The organism is Serinicoccus sp. CNJ-927 (assembly GCF_001942435.1).
Classification (GTDB): Bacteria; Actinomycetota; Actinomycetes; order Actinomycetales; family Dermatophilaceae; genus Ornithinicoccus; species Ornithinicoccus marinus.
This window is the reverse complement of sequence record NZ_MKKF01000044.1, coordinates 1-20,289: the sequence shown is the minus strand read 5'-3', so window position 1 is coordinate 20,289 and position 20,289 is coordinate 1. Positions and strand designations below refer to the sequence as shown.

Genomic DNA, 20,289 nt, shown 5'->3' with positions numbered 1-20,289 from the left:
TCCGCGCGACACCCTCTCTGCAGTCAGGAGCAGACGATGAGCAAGATCATGATGGCGACCGCCTTCGGGGCCGGGTACGTCCTGGGCGCCAGGGCGGGCCGGGAGAGGTATGAGCAGATCAGCGCCAAGGCGCAGGAGCTGTGGGGGCACCCGAAGGTGCAGGAGCAGGCGGACAAGGCCAAGCAGCAGGCCGGGAGGGTGACCGAGCAGGCCAAGGACCGGCTGAGCGACGCCCAGGACGGCGACCAGGACAGCATGGATGACCCGTGGGAGGTCGACACCGACACCGCCCTCGCGGGTGATGACCAGGAGGGGCCTCGTGGCTGAGAGGTTCACCCCCGACACCGATCATGCGTCCACGGGCGAGCTCATCGCGCGGATGAGCGAGCAGACGAGCACGCTCATCCGGGACGAGATGCGCCTGGCGCAGGCTGAGCTGAGCGCCAAGGCCAAGAACGCGGGCGTGGGCATCGGCATGTTCGGCGCCGGTGGCCTGCTCGCCTTCTTCGGCATCGCGGCCCTGATCACGACGGCCATCCTGGCCCTCGCCCTGGTGCTGCCCCCGTGGGCCGCCGCCGGCATCGTGACACTGCTGCTGTTCGCGGCGGCGGCGGTGGTGTCGCTGGTGGGCAAGAAGCGCGTGCAGGAGGCCACCCCGGCCGCGCCCGAACGTGCCGTGGACAACGTCAAGCAGGACATCGAACAGGTCAAGGGGGCAGCCCAGTCATGAGCGCCACACCGCATGAGAACCCCGACAGCGACAACACCCAGGACGAGGCCAGCAGCGACCCGGCACAGATCGAGGCCGACATCGCCCGGCACCGGCAGGAGCTCGGCGACACCGTCGACGAGCTCACCGAACGCCTGGACGTGAAGAAGCAGGCCCGGGACAAGGTCGAGTCGATCAAGACCCGCGCCAACGCCGGGCTGGGTGAGGTCAAGACCAGGTTGAACAGTGATGACCACCGGGACGTGCTCACCGTGCTGGCCCCCGCGCTCGGTGCCGTGGCCGCAGTGGTGCTGATCATCGGGGTCGCCCGGCGGGTGCGGCGGTGAGCTCCAGGGCAGCAGAACGCAGGGCCGCGCAGGCGGACGCCCCGGAGCCCGAGCGGGAGGACAAGCCGGACACGCCCGCGGAGATGACCGGGCCGGCGTGGAAGTACACCGCGGTTAAGGCGTTCCGGGAGTTCCTGGACGACGAGTGCACCGACCTCGCGGCCGCGCTGACGTACTACGCCGTGCTGGCCATCTTCCCGGCGCTCATCGCGATCTTCTCGCTGCTGGGGCTGGTCGGGCAGAGCCAGCAGGTGGTCAGCGCGGTGATGCCCGTGCTGAGCAGCGTGCTGGGCGAGTCCGGGTCGTCCACCCTCGAGCCGGTGGTGCAGTCGTTGGCCACCTCCCCGGGTGCCGGGCTCGCCCTGGTCATCGGTCTGGCGACCGCGCTGTGGTCGGCCTCGGGGTACGTCACCGCGTTCAGCCGGGCGATGAACCGGGTCTATGAGATCGAGGAGGGTCGGCCGGTGTGGAAGCTGCGCCCGGTCATGCTCCTGATCACCCTGGTCATGGTGCTCATGGTGGTGCTCATCGCCCTCATGCTCATCGTGTCCGGTCCGGTGGCGACGGCGCTCGGCGAGGCGATCGGCCTGGGGTCGACCGTGGTCACCGTGTGGCAGGTCGCCAAGTGGCCAGTCGTGCTGGTCCTGGTCATGCTGCTCGTGGCGCTGCTGTACTACAGCACGCCTAACGTGAAGCAGCCGAAGTTCCGGTGGCTGAGCATCGGGGCCGCGTTCGCGATCCTGGTCTGGGTCCTCATCTCGGTCGCGTTCGGCTTCTACATCGCCAACTTCTCCAGCTACGGCGCGACCTACGGCTCGTTCGCCGGGGTGATCATCTTCCTGCTCTACCTGTGGATCACCAACCTCGCGCTGCTGCTCGGGGCGGAGGTCGACGCCGAGCTGGAGCGCTCACGCCAGCTCATCGCCGGCATCGAGGCCGAGGAGGACATCCAGCTGCCTCCCCGCGACGACGCAAAGATCGTCGCGAGCGAGGAGAAGGAGCAGGCGGACCAGGACAAGGCCCGCGCGCTGCGCCGCAGCGGCGGGGACACCACCGACCCCGACCAGACCCGCTGATATCCGTGCTCAGGTGAGGTAGCGCAAGGGAGGGGAGGACGTGAGTCGTGACGCAGGCAGTGACTTTCGGTCTGCTCGGGTCCAGCGCGCTCGTGCTGGGTGCCGTGGTCGGGGGACGGTTCCAGATCCCCAAGCGGGTGCTGGCCGCGATGCTGGCCTTCGCCTCCGGGGCGCTCATCACGGCGCTGGCGTTCGAGCTCTTCGAGGACGCGCACGAGCAGGGCGGCCTGTGGCGAGCCGGACTAGGCCTGATCGTGGGGGCGGTGGTCTTCACCCTCCTCAGCGCGTGGCTGGACTGGGCCGCCGCCGCCGGAACGGGTGATGACACCGACCGCGGCAGCGACAAGCTGGACAAGCAAGCTGCCACGGAAGGACAACGTGCCGCGGCACCCTCAGTGAAAGGGGCTGCCGGGATGGCGCTGCTCGCCGCGGTCACCCTCGACGGCGTACCCGAGAATGTCGCTCTGGGCGTGTCCCTGGGCGAAGGGACAGGTGGCCTGGCGCTGCTCGGTGCGATCTTCGTATCGAACTTCCCAGAGGCCCTCGTGGGCAGCGCCTCCATGCGCGCCCAAGGGCGAACACATACCTTCGTCCTGGTGACCTGGACCATCTGTGCGTTGTTGCTCACGGCCGCTGTCGTCCTGGGTGCGGGTCCGCTGGCCAGCGCCACACCCGAGACCATCTCCTTGCCCCTCGCCTTCGCCGCCGGCGCGGTCCTCGCCTCCTTGGCTGACACGCTGATGCCCGAAGCATACGAAGAAGGAGGTCCCACGGTGGCCCTCGCGACCGCAGCCGGCTTCGTCCTGTCATATCTCCTGGCGACCCTCTGACCGAACACGCGCCACGCACTCTGGACCCGAAAGCACTTGAGTGGCTGAACGCGACGGGGCTGCTGCAGATGCCGGCGGAACTGTGATGCTGACGGATGCGCAGCGCGCCCAACCGCCGCAGCTGGGCGCCGAGCGGAGCAATCACACCTGCTCCCCACCCGTCGAGCGCGCAGCATACGTGCATCAGTGACTCGGATGACCACAGCACCCTCAACCTGCCCTGCACCACAAAACCGCAGGTCAGTGGCTCTGCGCAGGCCGACTTACCTGTTTTCTGAACAGCAGACTGAAATGGAGACGGCAGATCTCAGATCGCCTGCGGTTATAAGCGATTTCAGAGCTGGCGAAGGGACTCGAACCCTCAACCACCTGTTTACAAGACTCACAGCCATAGCGCGCTGACCAGCGCACATCCCCAAAACAGAGGCGTTTCGACGGTGTCGTGCATCATACGTGCATCAGGAGAGGCCCGTCTTGGCTCCTCGTGGCCGCTGTGCCACCCACGCCTCCCCCTCGAGCAGGCGGTCGGTACTTCAACGCCATGCCGCTGGCAGCGCCTATCCATTGTGGTAGCGGCCACCTACGGCTCGCCCTCCGGGGTGATGACTTCCTGCTCTACCTGTGGATCAGCAACCTCGCGCTGCGGCTCGGTGCAGAGGTCGACGCCGAGCTCGAGCGGTCCCGCCAGCTCATCGCCGGCATCGAGGCCGAGGAGGATGTCCAGCTGCCCCCGCGAGACGACGCCAAGATCCGCGCGAACGAGGAGAAGGAGCTGGAAGACGAGGACAAGGCCCGCGCGCTGCGCCGCAGCGGCGGGGACACCACCGACCCCGACCAGGAACACTGACGTCCGGAGGTAGGCTCAACGGGACGCGCTACCCCAATTACGGCACTTGCACGAATGTGGATCCGAAGTCGAGGCTCTTCAGCACACCGTTCTGGGTCGCGACAAGGATCTCCGTCTTGCCGCTGGGGAGGAGGTGCGCACCGAGGGCCTGCACTTCCACCGAGAGCGGCGAACCAGCCTCCCAAGACTGCCCCGCGTCATGGCTGAGGAGCACCCTGTTCGCCGCCGTCGTCGCGACGATGGTCTCCTCGTCCACCCAGTCGACGAGCACGACGCTCTCCGGAGGATCTAGCGGGGCCCAGGTCGCGAGGTCATCGGTGGATTGCAGCAGACCTTGCTCGGTGGTGGCGAGCACGGCACCGGTGGCTCTGTTCACGGCAAGATCCACGGGTGGCGCCGGGATAGACGCTTCGTCCCAACGGGTGCCGTCTGCGCTGGCGCGTAGCGTTCCGTCGAAGCCCAGAACGCCCGCAGGTCCTACCGCCAGCACGTGGAAGTCGCTCTCGCCCCCTCGCGACAGCGTCTGCCATGTCTGGCCCCGGTCTGTCGAGGCGATGAGACCGACGGGCTGGGGCAGGTCGGTGTCGAATCCTGGGTGACCGGAGGCGAACCACGTGCCGTCCGGAGCGATGGCGAAACCCATGAGGTCGACGACGTCCCCCCGTCCATACCAGCCGCCGTCGCGGCGCTCGAACGCGCCCTCGTGGGTGGCCATGACGACACTCTGCGTGATGGGGTCGCGCGCGACTCCGTGGATGTGGGTGATGGGTTGTTCCAGGACCCCGGCTTTCTGGCCCGCCGTTCCGCCAGAGGCACCTGACTGCTCAGAGGCAGGCGTGATGTCAGAGGAGCAGGCCGACAGCACCAACGATGCAGCTAAAGCGATCGTGGCCGACTTGGCGGTCCCGAGGTGCTTCTTTGTCGTTCTCGAGAGTGTTCTGATGGCGGTCTCCACGTGAGACTTAAGAGCGGGCGTCCGCGGACCACGTGTGCAGCCAGTTCTGTCTGAACCCATACCCTGTTAGGGTATCATCGGTGCCACATGACTTTGCAGCACGCCACGAGCAGAACCATCACCCCTCACCCCGACGGAGGATGACCTCATGTGTACATCTCGGACACAGTCGACACAGGTCGGCGAGCGGCCCACCACCGCTGAAGCGACATCGTGCGACTGCTGCGCCACCGAGGCAGGGAGCGCGACCGGGTCGGCCGAGAGATCACTAGCGCTGGTGCAGACCACCTACCTCGTGACCGGACTGACCTGTCATCACTGCGCTACCTCGGTCACCGAGGAGTTGGAGGCACTGGATGAGGTCTCAGCAGTCCGGGTGGACGTTGTCCCGGGAGGCGAGTCTTCGGTCCGGGTCGCGAGCACAGAGGCACTTGGCACCGAGCGCGTCCGTACCGCCCTGTCCGCTGCCGGCGACTACGCCCTCAGTGGCAGGCGCTGAGCCGTTCTCCCAAGGAGGCCGAGACCTTGCCCGGGTCTGCGGCCGGTCTCGGCCTCATCCGCCGGGGCAGAAGGCATGAGGCGCGCCCGGCGCTATGACCGTCGCCGTCCGACCGAAGGGTGGACGCCCCCTCTTCGGTCTGCGACAGCCGCACGTGACCCACTCAGGTCTGGTGATGTCCATCTGTCGGGCAGTGTCGATGCGGCAGGACCGCGGCAGACGGACGACACAAGAACACCTTCGAACGGCTTCTAGGGAAGTTCATGTATCTGGGTCTCATAGGCGTGGCCATCAGTTGCCTGGTGGCGTTGGCGGGGATGTTCGCGCTGCACCGGGCCACCGCGGTGGCCGCCGACCCGCTGCACACGCTGCCGTTCGAGTCCGGCTGGGTCCCCCAGCAGCACGCCTTGTCCCGCTACCACGTGCGGTGGTACCTCGCGTCGCTCGTCTTCCTCGCCTTCGACGTCGAGATGCTGTTCATGTACCCCTGGGCCGTCGTCGTGGCCCAGGTCGGGTGGTCCGCCGTGGTCGAGATGTTCCTTTTCCTCGGGGCCCTGCTCGTCGCGGTCGTCTGGGCCTGGCGCGAGGGGGCGTTCCGGTGGGTCTGAGGGAGGTCCTGGCTCGGTCAGCGGCCCGGCACGCGCACGTCCTCGTCGTCGAGGTGCCCGGGTGGGACGGGCTCCGCATGGCGACCGAGCGGGCTGTGCTCGAGCGGGGGTGGCGGCTCGCGTGCTCGCCGGCGGACGCGGACGTGCTCGTGGTGTGCGGGACCCCGGGGCCCCGGCTGGCCGAGGCGGTGGACCTCGTGTGGGAGCAGCTGCCGGGCCCCCGGGTACGGATCGTCGTGCTTAACCGCTCCGAGCTGACAGACGCCCTCCCCGGCGCGCACGCGGGGCTACTCGACGACGACCACCACCGGCGCGACGCCCGCGACCGCCCCGGGGCACCGGACCTGCTGGCCAGCCGGGAGGCGGAGGACGAGCCCAGCGGGCACGAGGGCCACTCCGACCACGCCGACCACGGCGCGAAGGAGGGTTCGGACGAACCCAGCGGGCACGAGGGCCACTCCGACCACGCCGACTACGGCGCGAACGAGGGTTCGGACGAACCCAGCGGGGACGAGGACCACGGAAATCACGCGGACCACGGCGGCCACGACATGGAGATGTCCCCCGACGGCATCCCCCTGGCGGAGGGCGGCGAGGACCGGGACGGGCTGGAGATGGACGTCCTGGCGGTCCGGCTCGGCCCGGTGCTGCCGCACTGGCCGGCAGGTCTGGTGCTCCACTGCTCCCTCCAGGGTGACGTCCTCACCGGCGCCCGCGCGGAGCTCCTCGGTGCGGAATGCGAGGGCGGGGATGCGGCCGACCCGCGGACCCGGGCGCTGGACCGGGTAGTGTCCGTGCTGGCGCTCGCCGGCTGGGACGACGCCGCCGAGCGCGCACGGCGGATCCGCGACGTACCGCCGACCGGCGACGCCCGCCCCGCCGTCGACCGCCCGACTGCCTCTCCCGGGCTGGCGCGGCTGCGGCGACGGGTGCGCCGCTCCCGGATGCTGCGCTGGTCGTTGCGAGGGCTGGGCCCGCTGACCGCCGACGACGTCCGCCGTCTCGGGCTCCCGGAAGGTGCCGTGGGCGACGCCTACGACCGGCTGCTGCACCTGCTGGACGACGTCGACGAGCCGGCGCCGCCCGGAGGTCGCCGGGCTGTGCCGGTCGACGCCGTGGTGGACCCGGTCGTCGGTCTCGACCTCGCGGCCGCGCGGCTGGTGCTGGCCGGTCTCGACCTCGGCACGCTGAGCGCGGCACCGGCACCGCGTCCGGAGGCGACCCGTGGGTGAGCCGCTGCTGACCTCGCTCCCCGCGGCGGCGGGCCCGGCGGTCGTCATCGTGGCGCCGGCCTGGGCTGTCGCCGTCGTCGCCGTGCTCGGAGCCCTGGCCCTGGCCGCAGCCGCTCTCGACGGGGTGCTGTCCGCGCGCTCCGCGTCGGCGGGTGGTGCCGTGGGCGCAGCCGGCCGACCCCTCGGTGAGGCGTCCCGGTTGCTGCGGCAGCGTCGACGCACCACGGTGCAGGCCGACACCCTGCTCTGGCGCACCGGCGGGGCGGGGCTGCTCGTCGCGGCGGCCCTCATGCTCGCCGTGGTGCCGCTGGGGCGGTGGACGGTCGCCGACCTGGCGGTGGGCGTCGTGTGGTTCAACGCCATGGACGTCATGGTCTGGGCCCTGGTGTGGCTGGTCGGCTGGGGCGCCAACTCGGCGCACGCGCTGGTCGGCGGCTACCGGTTCCTGGCCCACGGCCTGGGCTACGAGCTGCCGCTGATGTTCGCCCTCGTCGCCCCGGCGATCGCCGCGGGCAGCCTGAACGTGGGCGCCGTCGCCGCCGCCCAGGACGGGCTGTGGTTCGCGGCCTGGATGCCGGTCGCGTTCCTCGTCTACCTGCTGGGCGTGGCGGGCTTCTCGGTGTGGGGCCCGTTCGCCCCGGCGCTGGGCACCGACGTCGCCGGTGGTGTGCGGGCCGAGCTGTCGGGGGTGGACCGTCTGGTGCTCGAGACGGGGCGGTACGCCCTGCTCGCGGCCGGCGCGGCCTTCGCCGTGCCGATGTTCCTCGGCGGCGGGGCGGGGCCGCTGCTCCCCGACTGGGCCTGGACGCTGGTCAAGACGCTGGCCGTGCTGGCGCTGCTGGTCTGGGCGCGTCGGCGGCTCCCCGCCCTGCGCCCCGACCTGTTCATGGAGATCGGCTGGCTCGTGCTGCTCCCCGCGGCGCTGGTGCAGGACCTGCTCGTCGCCGTCGTCACGGTATGGAGGTCCTGACCGTGCTCGTCGACATCGCCTTCGTGGCGCTCGGGGTCCTGGCGGTCCTCAGCGGCGCCGCCGTCTTCGTCGTGGACTCGATGGCCCGCGCCACCTACGCCCTCGCCGTGTCCTTCGTCGCGGTCGGTGCGCAGGTGCTCTTCCTGCAGCAGAGCTACGTCGGCGTGGTGATCATCCTCATGATGGTCATGGAGATGGCGGTCATGGCCGTCTACATGGTGATGTTCATGGGGATGAACCCGGCCCTCATGCCGATGAGCATGGTCCACAGCAACCGGACCGCCGTCGCCACCGCGGTCCTCACCTTCCTCCTCCTGGCGGCCGGCATCCTCGTGGTGGACTGGCCCGCCCGCCGGGGCAGCCCTCCACCGGACGTCACGGAGGCGCTCGGCGAGGCCCTCATGGGCCCGCAGATGCTCGTCATGGCCGTCATCAGCCCGGTCATGGTGGCCACCATCGTGGCCGGGGTGGTGCTGGCCGCGCCGCGCACGCGCTACGACCGGTTCGGCGACGACCTGCGGCAGCGGCCCCCGGACGACCCGCAGCCCGGAGGAGTGGGCCGATGACCCTCGAGGCGGCGCTGCTCCTCAGCGCGGCGATCTTCTCCGTCGGGCTCTACGGCGCGATCTCCCAGCAGGTGGTGGTCATGGTCATGATGGGCCTGGAGCTGATGATCAACGGCGTCATCCTGGCGGCGGCCGCGTGCTGGTGGTTCCTGGCCCCCGGCCCCACCGGGCAGGTCCTGCTCATGGTCGTCATCGCGGCGATGACCCTCGAGATGGCCATGGGGTTCGCCGTCGCCGTGCTGCTGCACCGGGCCCGGCAGACCGACATGACGGACATGGCGACGGACCTGTCCCGATGAGCGACGGCAGCGCCCAGACCGCCCTGTGGCTCCTCGTCCTGCTCCCCGCGCTCGTCGGGGCGTTCCTGGTGGTCGCGCGCCCGGAGCGGGTCGCCGTGCCCGTCTCCCTGCTCACCGCGGCGCTGACCGCCGTCCTGGCTCTCCTCGTGGCGCTCAGCGGGCCGCAGGTGTCGGTGCCGTTCATGGCCGGCACCGACCTCGCCCTCGGCGTCGACGCCCTGTCGGCGCTGGTCGTCCCGACCGTCGCGGTCGTCACCCTGCTCGTGCTGGTCTTCTCGGCCGGCGAGATCGGGCGGTCGCGGGCGCGCTTCCACGGGCTCATGCTGCTCTTCGCCTCGGGCGCCCTGCTGACCGCCACCGCGCAGACCCTGCCGGGGCTCCTCCTGGCCTGGGAGCTCATGGGCGCCACGTCGTTCGCGCTCATCGGCTTCTGGTGGCACGAGCAGCACCGGGTGTCCGCCGGCACGACGGCGTTCCTCGTGACCCGGGCCGCGGACGTCGGCCTCTACCTGGCCGCCGGGGCGGCCCTCGCCGGGGGCGGTGGGTTGGTGCTCGCCGACCTGCCCGCCGCGAGCGAGGGGTGGCGGCACGTGCTGGCGGCCGGGGTGCTCGTGGCCGCCCTCGGCAAGGCCGCCCAGCTGCCGTTCTCGTTCTGGCTGTCCCGGGCGATGGAGGGCCCCAGCCCGGTCAGCGCGCTGCTGCACTCGGCCGCCATGGTGGCCATGGGCGGCTACCTGCTGCTGCGCACCGAGCCACTGCTCGCCGCCACGGGGTGGGCCGGGCCGACCGCCGCCTGGGTCGGAGCCACGACCGCGCTGCTGCTGGGCGCCGTGGCGCTGGCCCAGCAGGACCTCAAGCAGCTCCTGGCGGCCTCCACCGCGGCCCAGCTGGGCTTCGTCGTCATGGGCGCGGGGCTGGGCGCCGTCGGCGGTGGGGCGGCGCACCTCGTGGCGCACGCCTCGACCAAGGCGCTGCTCTTCCTCGCCGCCGGGGCCTGGCTGAGCGCCCTGGGCACCAAGCAGCTGACCGGGCTGCGCGGTGCCGCCCGGCGCTGGCCGCTGCTGGGCGTGGCGAGCACCGTGGGGGCCCTCTCGCTCGCCGGCGTGGCTCCCCTGGCCCTGTGGGCGACCAAGGACGCGGTGCTGGCCGTGGCGCTGGCCCGGTCGCCGTGGCTGTATGCCGTGGGCCTGGCCGCGGCAGCCCTGTCCGCCGCCTACTCGGGCCGGATCCTGCTCACCGTCTGGGCACGGGTGCCCGCGGCGGACCGTGCACAGGTGGCGCAGCATCTCGACGAGGAGCAGGAGGGCACCCGCCACGTCGACAGGCTGGCGACCCTGCCGCTGCTGCCGCTCGCTCTCGGCGCGCTGACCCTGGGCCTGCTCGCGCTGCCCCCGGTGGGTGACGTCCTCGCCCGGTCCCTCGGGGAGCAGCCCGTGCACCCCGGTCTGGCGGAGATGGGGGCGTCGGCGGCCCTCGCCCTCGCGGTGCTCGCGCTCGTCCGGTGGCGTCCAGCCCCCCGCCCCGGGTGGGCGCGGCACTGGCTGGGTCTGGAGACGGCCGTCCGGGCCGTGGTCGTCGGCCCCACGCTGGCGCTGGCCCGGGCCCTGGCGTCCTTCGACGACCGGGTGCTCGACCGTGCCGTGGGGGCGGCCGCGGCCGGTGCCGTCGGCGTGGCACGCAGGGCGGCCACGTTCGACGACCGGGTGCTCGACGGCGCCGTCGGGTCCGGCTCCCGCGCGACCTCGCGGCTCGCCCGGGTCGTCGCCTGGGCCGACGAGCGAGGGGTCGACGGCGCGGTCGAGGGACTCGCCGCCCGCGTCCGCCGGCTCGGCCAGGTGGCGCGGCGCCCGCAGAGCGGACATCTGCACCACTACTACGTCCAGGCCGTCGCGGTCCTCGCGGTCGGCGTCCTGCTCCTGCTCTCGGTGAGGTGACCGTGCTCAGTCTGATCATCGTCCTGCCCCTGCTCGCCGCGGTGGCCCTGGTCGCGGTCCCGCGGCTGGGTGACGGCGCCGCGAGATGGGTCTGGGTCGCGGTCACGGCCGTCGACCTGGCACTCGTGGCCGCCCTGTGGCTGGCCTACGAGCCACCGGGGCCGGGCCGGCTGGCCTTCGAGGAGCAGGTGCCGTGGATCCCGGGGGTCGACAGCAGCTACCACGTAGGGGTCGACGGGCTCTCGCTGCCGCTCATGGCGATGACGACGGCGGTGTTCCTGGCCTGTGCCGTCTTCGCCCTCCGCGACGAGGACCGGCCCCGGACCCGGGCCGCGCTCTTCCTCTTCCTACAGAGCGTCAGCCTGGGCCTGTTCGCCGCCGCCGACCTCATCCTCTTCTTCCTCTTCTTCGACCTGTCCATCGTCGGGATGTACTTCGTCATCGCCGGGTGGGGCCACGGGGACCGGGGCCGGTCGGCGCTGAAGTTCTTCCTCTACACCTTCCTGGGCTCGCTGGCCCTGCTCGCCGGCTTCATCGGTCTCTACGTCGCGGCCGAGCCGCACACCTTCGACATGGTCGAGCTGGCCCGGCAGACCCCGCTCGACGGGTCGCCCACGGCCGGTGGCCTGGTGCTCGCGGCCATCCTGCTGGGGCTGGCCGTCAAGACGCCGACGGTGCCGTTCCACACCTGGCTGCCCCCCGCGCACACCGACGCCCCCGCCGTCGGGTCGGCCGTCCTGGCCGGTGTGCTGCTCAAGATGGGCACCTACGGCTTCGTCCGGATCGCGATGCCGATGCTCCCCGAGGCCTGGCGCGCCTGGGCCTGGGTGGTCGTCGTGGTCGGCGTCATCTCGGTCGTCTACGGCGCCCTCGTCGCGCTCGCCCAGACCGACCTCAAGCGGATGATCGCCTACACCTCGGTCAACCACATGGGGTACGTCGTCCTGGCCGTCGGTGCTGCCGGGATCGTCGCCGAGGGCAGCGAGCAGGCGCGGTCGGTGGCGGTCACCGGCGCCGTGACCCAGATGGTGAGCCACGGCATCGTCACCGCCGCCCTGTTCCTCATGGCGGGGGTGGTCTGGGACCGCGCCGGCACCTACGACCTGGGCTCCTTCGGCGGGCTGGCCGGCACCGCACCGCGCCTGGCCACGCTCTTCGCCGTCGGTGCGTTCGCCTCGCTCGGGCTGCCCGGCCTGTCCGGGTTCATCGCCGAGTTCCAAATCTTCGCCGGCAGCATCGCAGTCGCGCCGGTGACGGCGATCGCGCTGGTCGGCATCCTCATCACCGCGGCGCTGTTCCTGCGGGCGCTGCAACGTCTCTTCACCGGACCCACCCGTGGCGCCTCGCGGGGCTTCGGCGACCTGCGTCCCGCCGAGCTCTGGGCGGTCGCGCCGCTGCTCGCCCTCTCGCTGCTCATCGGGGTGCTGCCGCGCCCGCTGCTCGGGGTGGTCGAGCCCGCCGCGGAGGTCGTCGTGCAGCTCGTCGGGAGGTAGGCGGCGGTGGACTCCATGGCGATGCGACCGGCCCTGCTCCTGCCGGAGATCGTGCTCTTCCTCGGCGCCCTCGCCGCCCTGCTGGGCGGGTCGTTCCTGCCCCGCACGCGGCAGTGGGTCACCCGGGTCGTCGCCGCGGCCGCCCTCTTGCTCGCCGCTGCGATGGCCGCCGTCGCCCTGGCCGGCCCGACGGCGGTGGCCATGGAGGGCAGTTTCACAGTGGACCCGTCCACCGGGGTGGCCCGCCTCGTCGCGACCCTGGGCGCCCTGGTGGTGCTGGCGCTGGCGGCGGACGAGATCGATGGCAGCCCGCGGGAGAGCGAGACCTACGCGCTGCTGCTCCTGTCCACGACCGGCACGCTGGTCCTCGCCGGTGCCGACGACCTGCTCGTCGTCGCCGTCGGGTTCCTGCTGACCAGCGTCCCCCTCTACGGGCTCATCGGGATCACCGGGACCGCCGTGGCGGCCGAGGCGGCGATGAAGACCTACCTGCTCGGTGCCCTCTTCGGCATCCTGCTGCTGGCCGGGGTCACGCTGCTCTACGGCGTATCCGGCACCACGTCATACGCCGGGCTGGCCGACCCGCTCGCCGCCGCGCCTCGGGCGGTGGTCGCCGCCGGTGTTGTGGGGATCTTGGGCGGGTTGCTGTTCAAGGCCGGTGGCGTCCCCGCGCACTTCTGGGTCCCCGACGCCGCGCAGGGCGCCGGTGGTGCCGTCGCGGCATTCCTCACGACGGTGCCGAAGATCGGGGCGGTCGTGGCCGCATACCGACTCGTGGGCGCCCTGCCCGACACCCTGGCGTGGCCGCTGCTCGTGGCCGTGCTGGCCGTCGCCAGCATGACGGTGGGCAACCTCGCCGCCTACGCCCAGACCGACCCGCGGCGCCTGCTCGGCTGGTCCACCGTCAGCCAGGTGGGCTACCTGCTCGTGCCCGTCACGGTGGCGGGCCGCAGCGACCTGGCGCTGCCGTCCCTGCTGCTCTACCTCGCCGGCTACACGGTCACCAACCTGGCGGCCTTCGCCGTCACCACCGCGTTCCCGCGGCGCCGCGAGCTGTCCGCCTACCGCGGGGTGGGCAGGCGCTACCCGCGGCTCGCCGCGGCGCTGGTCGTGGCGCTGCTCGGGCTGGTCGGGACCCCGCCCACCGCGGTCTTCGTCGGCAAGCTCACCACCACGGCCGCCGCCTGGGACGCCGGCTACGCGTGGCTCGCCGTGCTCGTCCTGCTGAACACCCTGGCCAGCCTCTTCTACTACCTGCGGTGGATCGCCCCGCTCTACGCCCGCCCGACGACCAAGCACCCGGAGGACGGCGATCCGCCCGCCCCCTGGTCACGGTGGACCGCCGTCGCGACCGCCAACTTGAGCGTCCTGGTCGGTGTCGGGGCCGGGGTCCTGTGGGCCGTTGCCACCGCCTGATGTGCGGCCACACCGCGCCCAGCCTGTGCATCGCGGTCCGGACCTTCCCGCGCCTGCAGATCTGGCATAGATCGGGTCCATCACTCCCCTGGCTCGACCTCGTGGCCGGGGCCGCGTTTGAGCCAGGACCGTCCTTGTCACGAGGGACCGGTCCCACGGTAGTCAGCCCGGGCCATGCGCGCGCGTCGGCCTGCCCGGGTATGACGAAGCCCCGGTCCGCACACGGGGTGCGGCCGGGGCTGTCGTCGGGGCGGGAGCGTGCTCGCCTCGGTGGGCTGGGGTCAGCCGACCCGGCCGTAGCCGGAGACACCGTCGAACACCGGGCGCAGATCGAGGACCTTGCCCGGTCGGGGCGAGTCGTACATCATGCCGTTGCCGGCGTAGATGCCGATGTGGTAGGCGGGGTACCCGTAGAAGATCAGGTCGCCGGGCTGCGGGTCGCTGACCGGGGTGGCGTACGCCTGCTGGGCGGCGGCGGTGCGCGGCAGCGAGATGCCTACCGCCGCGAAGACGTAGCTGGTGAAGCCGGAGCAGTCGAAACCGGCCGGGGTGCTGCCACCCCACTGGTACGGGGTCCCGACCAGGCCGGCGGCGATGCCGAGCACGCCACCGGTCGGGGCGGGGGCCGCGGCGGGCTCCGGCTGGGACTGGACGGCCGGCTCGGCCGGTGCAGCGGGCTCCGGCGTGGCGGCGCGCTCGTTGGCGCGGCTCGCGCTGGTCTCCTCACGGGCGGGGACCTGCTCGGTGACCTGCTCCTGCTGCGCGGGGGCGGCCTGCGCCGGCTCCTCGACCTCCACCTCGACCTGGGGGGGTGTAGGCGGAGAAGCCACCGATGCCGAAGGAGTCGAGCTCGATGTCGGACGGGGCGGCGACGGCCTCGGCCGGACGGTCCACGGTGACCGTGCGGCCGGCGCTGACGCCGGGGCCGAGACGGAGCAGGCCGTCGCGGTCCTGGGGCACCTCGGGTGCCGCATTGGCGCTCAGCGCCGCGCCGGCGAGCAGGCCGGTCGACGTCGCGGCCACGGCCGCCGTGCGGGTCAGGGTGGTGCTGGTCGTGCGGAGACGACCGGGCCGACGGTGGCGGCCAGGGGTGCGCTGCGTCATGTAGATCCTCCAGTGCCTACGGGGTGAGCTGTCGGGCTTGGGCTGGAGTGCCCCTGGACCGATCGTGTCGGTCCCACGCCCCGAGGAACCGCGCACGGCGGTTCCAGAGTTGGGTCCCCCGCTCCTGTCAAAGCGGTGTCGTACTGGCCACGGCCCCGGTGTGCGCGTGGGACAGGACTAGGCAGTCACGCTCGGGGGTCCCCCCAGGGAGGAGGACTCTTCGAGATTTCACAGACCCCCCGGCAAATGTCACGATCAGGTAACGACCGCGTCAAGGCCCTGCCTGCGACGAGCATCGGTAGAACGCCCTGACCTGGACATTTGCTGCACTCAGGGCTGGGTCGCTCAATGAACGGGTGAGAGACCTCACATCGCCAACCACCCCGAGGGGCCGATTCGGACACTCGGCCGCCCTGCACTGCACCGGGCAGTCAGACCGCGCTTCCTTCTGCGACCGGATCCGGTAACCGCCCAGCCAAACGCGCCCACGGCATCTCGTACGCTGGGAGGGTGCAGCCCCGCTCCGCCCCGGCCCCGGCGCCACAGTGGGCTGCACCCACCCGCTCCTGGTCGCAGGCACACTTCGTGCGCGTGCTGGCCCTGGCCGGGCTCCTGGTGACCCTTGCCTTCATGCACGGTGTCGACGTCGGCGACCGAGCACCGGCCCTCCCGCACGTCGCAGACCGACCACTCGGCACGACCAGCCAGACGCACGCCCTCGACGCCCATGGTCAGGACGACAGCCAAGGCGCGCCATCACGAGCCCACCACCAGCAGGGCCACGGCACGGAGCACACGAGCTGGGCCACGACCTGCCTCGCGGTCCTCTGCGCGGCGGCCGTGGCTGTCGCCCCCTTCCTGGCCCGCCGGGGTAGTCCGCGCTGGACGCGGGGCCGCGCACCGCAGACGCGCATGTCCTGGGCGCCGAGACTGTCTCCACCGCGTGAGGCGGTATCCATCCACCAGCTCTGCGTCATGCGGGTCTAGGAGGCCACGGGCCGGGCTCTCCCCGGCACCGTTCCACCTCCTGAACCACCTTCGACGAAAGCAGAGCAGCAATGAACAGCACCACCCGAATGTTGACCATGCCCGCCATGGCCCTCGCGGCCCTCTTCACCATCTCCGCCTGCAGTGATGGGACCACGGCGAACCCATCCTCCTCGGCCGCGTCCGAGGAGCACAACGACGCCGACGTCCAGTTCGCCACCGAGATGATCCCCCATCACCAACAGGCGGTCGAGATGTCCGACATGGCCCTGGAGCAAGGCGGCACCGAGGTCAGGGAGCTCGCCGAACGGATCCAGGCGGCCCAGGCACCCGAGATCGAGACCATGACCGAGTGGCTGCAGGCCTGGGGCGAAGACGTGCCCGAGACCGACGGCCACGGCAGCATGGAAGGCATGGACCACTCGCAGATGGAGGGCATGATGTCGCCCGAGGACATGGCGGACCTGGGCAGCGCGCAGGGCTCCCAGTTCGACACCATGTGGCTGGAGATGATGATCGAGCACCACGACGGGGCCATCACCATGGCTCAGACCCAGGTCGCTGACGGCCTCGACCCCGAGGCCGTCGCACTGGCCGAGGACATCGCCGAGAGCCAGGAAGCAGAGATCGAGGAGATGGAGGCCCTCCTCCAGGGGTCGAACGGCTGAGCCCAGGCCCGTGCTGCTGCTGCCCGCTCTCGCGGGCAGCAGCAGGGCGGCAGGGCACGGACCACGTCGCGGAGCGCGGTCAGGCGGTTGCGCGTGCGGAGGTGTCGCTGGTGGGAGCAGTGTGGTCGTCGGCCTCGGCCTGGAAGGCTCGTAGCCTCAGGCTGTTGGAGACCACGAACACCGACGAGAGCGCCATCGCGGCGCCGGCCAGCATCGGGTTCAAGAGCCCGAACGCGGCCAGCGGGATCGCGGCGGTGTTGTAGGCGAAGGCCCAGAACAGGTTGGTCTTGATCGTGCGCAGGGTGCGCCGCGCGAGCCGGATCGCGTCGGCGGCGGCGCGCAGGTCGCCGCGCACCAGGGTGATGTCGGCGGCCTCGATCGCGACGTCGGTGCCCGTGCCCATGGCCAGTCCGAGGTCGGCCTGGGCCAGGGCGGGGGCGTCGTTCACACCGTCACCGACCATCGCGACGACCTTGCCCTCGTCCTGGAGGCGGGCGACGACGTCGACCTTGTCCTTCGGCAGCACCTCGGCGATCACTTCGGTGATGCCGACCTCGGCGGCGACCTGCTCGGCCACGGCCTGGTTGTCCCCGGTCAGCAGCACCGGCGTCAAGCCCAGGTCTGTGAACTGACGGATGGCGTCGGCGGAGGTGGGCTTGATCTGGTCGGAGACCACCAGCACGCCACGTGCGGCGCCGTCCCAGCCGACCACGATGGCCGTCTTGCCCTCGGCCTCGGCAGCCTGCTTGGCGCTCTTGAGGTGCTCGTCGAGGTGCTGGGACCAGTCCGCCAGCAGCGACTCCCGACAGGCGAGCACGGCGCGGCCGTCGACGACGCCCTGCACCCCCTGGCCCTCGATGTTCTCGAACGACTCCGGGGCGGGCAGATCTCCGACCTCGGCGGTAGCGGCGGCGGCGATGGCCTGGGCGATGGGGTGCTCGGAGTAGTCCTCCAACCCGCCCGCCAGGCGCAGCAGCTCGGCCCGATCGGTACCGGCGGCGGTGATCACGTCGGTCAGCATCATCTTGCCGGTGGTGACGGTGCCGGTCTTGTCCAGCACGATCGTGTCCACCCGCTTGGTGGACTCCAGCACCTCGGGACCCTTGATGAGCACGCCCATCTGCGCGCCGCGGCCGGTGCCGACCAGCAGCGCGGTCGGCGTCGCGAGTCCGAGCGCGCAGGGGCACGCGATGATCAGCACCGCCACGGCGGCGGTGAACCCGGCGGATACCGGGAAGCCGGCCCCGATCCAGGCGCCGAGGGAGGCGACGGCGATCGCGATCGCAATGGGCACGAACACCCCGGACACCCGGTCGGCCAGGCGTTGGATCTCGGCCTTGCCGGACTGGGCGTCCTCTACGAGCTTGGCCATCTGCGCAAACTGGGTGTCGGACCCGACGCGGGTGGCGCGGACGACGAGGCGTCCGCCGGCGTTTACGGTCGCGCCGGTGACGTTGTCGCCTTCACCGACCTCGACCGGCACGGACTCGCCAGTGAGCATGGACGCGTCGATCGCGGAGCTGCCGAAGGTGATGGTGCCGTCGGTGGCGATCTTCTCACCCGGTCGGACGACGAAGTGGTCCCCGACGCTCAGATCCTCGATGGAGATCCGCTCCTCCTTCCCGTCGCGGAGGACGGAGACCTCCTTCGCGCCGAGTTCGAGCAGCGCGCGTAGGGCTGCTCCGGCGCGGCGCTTGGAGCGCTTCTCGAAGTAGCGGCCCAGCAGGATGAAGGTGACCACTCCCGCGGCGACCTCCAGGTAGATGTGGCCGAGGCCGTCGGAGCGGGAGATGGTGAGCTCGAACGGGTGGACCACGCCGCGGTCGCCGGCGGTGCCGAAGAACAGCGCAATGATCGACCAGATCATCGCCGCGCTCGTGCCCACGGAGATGAGCGTGTCCATCGTCGCGGCGCCGTGCTTGAGGTTCATCCAGGCGGCCTTGTGGAACGGCCACCCGGCCCAGATCACCACGGGTGCGGCCAGGGCCAGGGAGGCGAAGCCCCAATAGTCGAACTGCAGTGCCGGGATCATCGCCATCGCGATCACCGGGATCGCGAGCACGGCTGAGCCGATGAGTCGCTGGCGCAGGGTGCGCAGCTCGGCGTCCTCACGGGACTCACCCTCGTTTTCATCGCCGGGCGCGGCGGCGCCCTTGGGGGTGGGGAGCTCGGCGGTGTAGCCGGTCTTCTCGACTTCCGCGATCAGCAGCTGCGCGTCATAGCCTGCCGGGGCGGTGACGCTGGCCTTCTCGGTGGCGTAGTTCACGCTCGCGGTGATGCCGTCGAGCTTGTTCAGCTTCTTCTCGATCCGGTTCGCGCACGACGCGCAGGTCATGCCGCCGATCTGCAGTTCGACGCCGGCCAGGTTGGTGCCGGTGGATTGGTCAGTGCTCATGGTCCTCTCCTTCCTCGTGCTTGCCCTGCCCGTCGCCGGTGCTCGTCGAGCCGCCATCACTGCCGCCGCTGCTCGCGCCGCCGGTATCGATCACCAGCGGCGCGGTGTGCACCTGCCCGTCGACCTGGAAGTCCAGGAACAGCAGGTAGCGGCCAGGCGTGGGGGCGATGGCCTCGAACACGATGTCCGGTCCCGACGTCTGCCCGGCGGCAGGTGCGTCGCCGTGGGGGTGGACGTGCAGATAGGCCAAGTCCCCATCGCGTAGCACGACCAGGTGCCCAAACCATGACGTCGCGCGCCTCCAGCGCCTGATCGATGCCGCAACGCAGCGAGCGGACGAGCTTGACTGGATACACGTCGCCGGACCTGACATCGCCTCAGACCTGGAACGAGCCGTCGTCGGGTCGTTCGTCCAATGGGAGTGCGACGTCTACATCCCTGACACGGTGAAGGCACTACAGTCACAGGGGGGTCTGGCAGACGCCCTGGAAACCCTTGACCGTCTCGCCCCGTTTGCCGAAGCTCTAGGCCTCGACACCGAGAGCGACATGCCGTCCCGTGGCCAACTTGACGCCTTCAGGTCCTTGAGCAAGAACATCACTGTCCCGCTTGTGGTCGTAGGCGATGACTATGACGGCGACAGTGACTGGAAGGTGGCGGGGACGCTCAGGACAGAGTTCCTCGCCGACGCCGAGGCTTTGGACGGGCCCTCCATAGTTGTCGGAAAGGTCAGGAATGAATCGCCCCGGGTTTCGTGGAGGCTCGGTTAGTTGGATCCGACCTCGGTGAGGACCGGGTTTGTACGGTAGTGCTCACTGGGCAGGGTTGCCCAGTGGTTGGTCTCGAACTCGACGGGTGGGACGAGTCCGATCTCGCCGTGAAGTCGTCGGTGGTTGAATCAGTCGACGTACTCGGCGACCGCGACCTCGACGTCGACGACCGACTTCCAGCCGCCCTTCGGTCGCATGACGGGGTTGCGGATGCACTCGGCCTTGAACAGCGAGTTGAGCGCCTCGGCCATCGCGTTGATGCTCCTATAGATCGTCAAGTCGATCAGGCGACCATCTCGAGTTCCTCGTCTCGGGGGTGGGCGGTGGTATCGGGTGCTGGGAGGAGGCGGAAGAGTTCGCGTGCGAGGTAGCGCTTGAGGCAGCGGATGATCTCTCGTTTGGACAGGCCTTCGGCGGTGCGACGGGCCACGTAGTCGATGGTTGGTTGGTGCCATCGCATGCGGACGATGATGACTCGGTAGAGAGCGGCGTTGGCCTGGCGGTTCCCGCCCCTGTAGAGGCGGTGTCTGTTGTTGGTCTTGCCGGACCCGGCGGGAATCGGGCACGCGCCGCACATCTTGGCG

23 protein-coding genes, 1 pseudogene and 1 riboswitch are annotated in these 20,289 nt (G+C 70.9%); of the genes and pseudogenes, 17 read left to right on the top strand and 7 right to left on the bottom strand.

Annotation, left to right across the window (positions count from 1 at the left end; translation table 11 throughout):
* Nucleotides 1-36: 36 nt before the first annotated feature.
* The 6 genes from BJF86_RS11230 (at nucleotide 37) to BJF86_RS11205 (ending at nucleotide 3,809) form a co-directional block, all read left to right on the top strand.
* Nucleotides 37-327, top strand: coding sequence for a hypothetical protein (locus BJF86_RS11230; RefSeq protein ID WP_075818999.1), 291 nt, complete (start codon nucleotides 37-39; stop codon nucleotides 325-327).
* On the top strand, nucleotides 320-730 hold the full coding sequence (locus BJF86_RS11225; protein WP_143553821.1) for a phage holin family protein: 411 nt from the start codon (nucleotides 320-322) through the stop codon (nucleotides 728-730). The genes BJF86_RS11230 and BJF86_RS11225 overlap by 8 nt, the downstream gene beginning before the upstream one ends.
* On the top strand, nucleotides 727-1,056 hold the full coding sequence (locus tag BJF86_RS11220; RefSeq protein WP_075818997.1) for a DUF3618 domain-containing protein: 330 nt from the start codon (nucleotides 727-729) through the stop codon (nucleotides 1,054-1,056). The genes BJF86_RS11225 and BJF86_RS11220 overlap by 4 nt, the downstream gene beginning before the upstream one ends.
* Nucleotides 1,053-2,132: a YihY/virulence factor BrkB family protein gene (locus tag BJF86_RS11215; RefSeq protein ID WP_022925107.1), complete on the top strand. Its 1,080-nt coding sequence runs from the start codon at nucleotides 1,053-1,055 to the stop codon at nucleotides 2,130-2,132. The genes BJF86_RS11220 and BJF86_RS11215 overlap by 4 nt, the downstream gene beginning before the upstream one ends.
* 47 nt (nucleotides 2,133-2,179) lie before the next feature.
* Nucleotides 2,180-2,962 (top strand): ZIP family metal transporter, encoded by a 783-nt coding sequence (locus tag BJF86_RS11210; RefSeq protein ID WP_202817345.1) that lies wholly within the window; start codon nucleotides 2,180-2,182, stop codon nucleotides 2,960-2,962.
* 541 nt (nucleotides 2,963-3,503) lie between these two features.
* Nucleotides 3,504-3,809 (top strand): hypothetical protein, encoded by a 306-nt coding sequence (locus BJF86_RS11205; RefSeq protein WP_075818995.1) that lies wholly within the window; start codon nucleotides 3,504-3,506, stop codon nucleotides 3,807-3,809.
* Nucleotides 3,810-3,846: 37 nt separating this feature from the next.
* On the opposite strand, the gene BJF86_RS11200 is transcribed toward BJF86_RS11205, so the two are convergent.
* Nucleotides 3,847-4,764, bottom strand: coding sequence for a F510_1955 family glycosylhydrolase (locus tag BJF86_RS11200; RefSeq protein ID WP_143553820.1), 918 nt, complete (start codon nucleotides 4,762-4,764; stop codon nucleotides 3,847-3,849).
* A gap of 148 nt (nucleotides 4,765-4,912) precedes the next feature.
* Between BJF86_RS11200 and BJF86_RS18975 the strand changes: the two genes are divergently transcribed.
* The 9 genes from BJF86_RS18975 to BJF86_RS11155 all read left to right on the top strand — a co-directional run bounded on the left by BJF86_RS18975 (nucleotide 4,913) and on the right by BJF86_RS11155 (nucleotide 13,781).
* Nucleotides 4,913-5,263, top strand: a complete 351-nt coding sequence (locus tag BJF86_RS18975; protein ID WP_075818993.1) for a heavy-metal-associated domain-containing protein — start codon at nucleotides 4,913-4,915, stop codon at nucleotides 5,261-5,263.
* Nucleotides 5,264-5,547: 284 nt separating this feature from the next.
* Nucleotides 5,548-5,871 (top strand): NADH-quinone oxidoreductase subunit A, encoded by a 324-nt coding sequence (locus BJF86_RS11190; RefSeq protein ID WP_237768188.1) that lies wholly within the window; start codon nucleotides 5,548-5,550, stop codon nucleotides 5,869-5,871.
* Nucleotides 5,862-7,103 (top strand): hypothetical protein, encoded by a 1,242-nt coding sequence (locus BJF86_RS18970; protein ID WP_075818991.1) that lies wholly within the window; start codon nucleotides 5,862-5,864, stop codon nucleotides 7,101-7,103. The genes BJF86_RS11190 and BJF86_RS18970 overlap by 10 nt, the downstream gene beginning before the upstream one ends.
* Complete coding sequence (locus tag BJF86_RS11180; RefSeq protein ID WP_022926301.1) at nucleotides 7,096-8,073, top strand: NADH-quinone oxidoreductase subunit H; 978 nt, start codon at nucleotides 7,096-7,098, stop codon at nucleotides 8,071-8,073. The genes BJF86_RS18970 and BJF86_RS11180 overlap by 8 nt, the downstream gene beginning before the upstream one ends.
* The gene (locus BJF86_RS11175; protein ID WP_022926300.1) at nucleotides 8,061-8,639 is read left to right on the top strand and encodes an NADH-quinone oxidoreductase subunit J; all 579 of its coding nucleotides are present in this window, start codon (nucleotides 8,061-8,063) and stop codon (nucleotides 8,637-8,639) included. Before BJF86_RS11180 ends, BJF86_RS11175 begins: the two co-directional genes overlap by 13 nt.
* Nucleotides 8,636-8,938, top strand: coding sequence for an NADH-quinone oxidoreductase subunit NuoK (locus BJF86_RS11170; protein WP_022926299.1), 303 nt, complete (start codon nucleotides 8,636-8,638; stop codon nucleotides 8,936-8,938). The genes BJF86_RS11175 and BJF86_RS11170 overlap by 4 nt, the downstream gene beginning before the upstream one ends.
* Nucleotides 8,935-10,872 (top strand): proton-conducting transporter membrane subunit, encoded by a 1,938-nt coding sequence (locus tag BJF86_RS11165; RefSeq protein WP_075818989.1) that lies wholly within the window; start codon nucleotides 8,935-8,937, stop codon nucleotides 10,870-10,872. The genes BJF86_RS11170 and BJF86_RS11165 overlap by 4 nt, the downstream gene beginning before the upstream one ends.
* Nucleotides 10,869-12,365: a complex I subunit 4 family protein gene (locus BJF86_RS11160; protein WP_237768187.1), complete on the top strand. Its 1,497-nt coding sequence runs from the start codon at nucleotides 10,869-10,871 to the stop codon at nucleotides 12,363-12,365. Before BJF86_RS11165 ends, BJF86_RS11160 begins: the two co-directional genes overlap by 4 nt.
* Nucleotides 12,366-12,380: 15 nt before the next feature.
* Nucleotides 12,381-13,781 carry an NADH-quinone oxidoreductase subunit N gene (locus BJF86_RS11155; protein ID WP_202817344.1) on the top strand — a complete coding sequence of 467 codons (1,401 nt, stop codon included), beginning with the start codon at nucleotides 12,381-12,383 and terminating at the stop codon, nucleotides 13,779-13,781.
* A gap of 281 nt (nucleotides 13,782-14,062) precedes the next feature.
* Here the strand turns inward: BJF86_RS11155 and BJF86_RS11150 are convergent, their stop codons facing one another.
* Nucleotides 14,063-14,578, bottom strand: a complete 516-nt coding sequence (locus BJF86_RS11150; protein WP_075818985.1) for a C40 family peptidase — start codon at nucleotides 14,576-14,578, stop codon at nucleotides 14,063-14,065.
* Complete coding sequence (locus BJF86_RS18965; protein ID WP_075818982.1) at nucleotides 14,505-14,885, bottom strand: hypothetical protein; 381 nt, start codon at nucleotides 14,883-14,885, stop codon at nucleotides 14,505-14,507. Before BJF86_RS18965 ends, BJF86_RS11150 begins: the two co-directional genes overlap by 74 nt.
* Nucleotides 14,884-15,050: riboswitch (cyclic di-AMP (ydaO/yuaA leader) on the bottom strand. It overlaps the preceding gene by 2 nt.
* 920 nt (nucleotides 15,051-15,970) lie before the next feature.
* Between BJF86_RS18965 and BJF86_RS11135 the strand changes: the two genes are divergently transcribed.
* Nucleotides 15,971-16,540 carry a DUF305 domain-containing protein gene (locus BJF86_RS11135; RefSeq protein WP_237768186.1) on the top strand — a complete coding sequence of 190 codons (570 nt, stop codon included), beginning with the start codon at nucleotides 15,971-15,973 and terminating at the stop codon, nucleotides 16,538-16,540.
* A 79-nt stretch (nucleotides 16,541-16,619) separates the two neighbouring features.
* Here the strand turns inward: BJF86_RS11135 and BJF86_RS11130 are convergent, their stop codons facing one another.
* Complete coding sequence (locus BJF86_RS11130; RefSeq protein ID WP_075818976.1) at nucleotides 16,620-18,935, bottom strand: heavy metal translocating P-type ATPase; 2,316 nt, start codon at nucleotides 18,933-18,935, stop codon at nucleotides 16,620-16,622.
* Nucleotides 18,925-19,218: pseudogene (locus tag BJF86_RS11125) on the bottom strand (heavy-metal-associated domain-containing protein); the annotation flags it as partial. The gene BJF86_RS11130 and the pseudogene BJF86_RS11125, both read right to left, overlap by 11 nt.
* Nucleotides 19,219-19,381: 163 nt before the next feature.
* On the opposite strand from BJF86_RS11125, the gene BJF86_RS11120 reads away from it, so the two are divergent.
* Nucleotides 19,382-19,705: a hypothetical protein gene (locus BJF86_RS11120; RefSeq protein WP_075818974.1), complete on the top strand. Its 324-nt coding sequence runs from the start codon at nucleotides 19,382-19,384 to the stop codon at nucleotides 19,703-19,705.
* Between the two features lie 128 nt (nucleotides 19,706-19,833).
* Here the strand turns inward: BJF86_RS11120 and BJF86_RS17585 are convergent, their stop codons facing one another.
* A complete protein-coding gene (locus BJF86_RS17585; RefSeq protein ID WP_187345618.1) occupies nucleotides 19,834-19,983 on the bottom strand; it encodes a hypothetical protein in 150 nt (49 codons plus the stop codon).
* A gap of 5 nt (nucleotides 19,984-19,988) precedes the next feature.
* Nucleotides 19,989-20,289, bottom strand: a 301-nt coding sequence (locus BJF86_RS11110) for a transposase (RefSeq protein WP_143553818.1), incomplete at its 5' end; no start/stop codon positions are given.

What these genes read in the sequence shown, in the direction of transcription:
- BJF86_RS11230 (WP_075818999.1), top strand. Translation starts at nt 37, where the DNA reads ATGAGCAAGATCATGATGGCGACCGCCTTCGGGGCCGGGTACGTCCTG.
- BJF86_RS11220 (WP_075818997.1), top strand. Translation starts at nt 727, where the DNA reads ATGAGCGCCACACCGCATGAGAACCCCGACAGCGACAACACCCAGGAC.
- BJF86_RS11205 (WP_075818995.1), top strand. Translation starts at nt 3,504, where the DNA reads ATGCCGCTGGCAGCGCCTATCCATTGTGGTAGCGGCCACCTACGGCTC.
- BJF86_RS18975 (WP_075818993.1), top strand. Translation starts at nt 4,913, where the DNA reads ATGTGTACATCTCGGACACAGTCGACACAGGTCGGCGAGCGGCCCACC.
- BJF86_RS11175 (WP_022926300.1), top strand. Translation starts at nt 8,061, where the DNA reads ATGGAGGTCCTGACCGTGCTCGTCGACATCGCCTTCGTGGCGCTCGGG.
- BJF86_RS11170 (WP_022926299.1), top strand. Translation starts at nt 8,636, where the DNA reads ATGACCCTCGAGGCGGCGCTGCTCCTCAGCGCGGCGATCTTCTCCGTC.
- BJF86_RS11165 (WP_075818989.1), top strand. Translation starts at nt 8,935, where the DNA reads ATGAGCGACGGCAGCGCCCAGACCGCCCTGTGGCTCCTCGTCCTGCTC.
- BJF86_RS11155 (WP_202817344.1), top strand. Translation starts at nt 12,381, where the DNA reads ATGGCGATGCGACCGGCCCTGCTCCTGCCGGAGATCGTGCTCTTCCTC.
- BJF86_RS18965 (WP_075818982.1), bottom strand. Translation starts at nt 14,885, where the DNA reads ATGACGCAGCGCACCCCTGGCCGCCACCGTCGGCCCGGTCGTCTCCGC.
- BJF86_RS11135 (WP_237768186.1), top strand. Translation starts at nt 15,971, where the DNA reads ATGCCCGCCATGGCCCTCGCGGCCCTCTTCACCATCTCCGCCTGCAGT.
- BJF86_RS11130 (WP_075818976.1), bottom strand. Translation starts at nt 18,935, where the DNA reads ATGAGCACTGACCAATCCACCGGCACCAACCTGGCCGGCGTCGAACTG.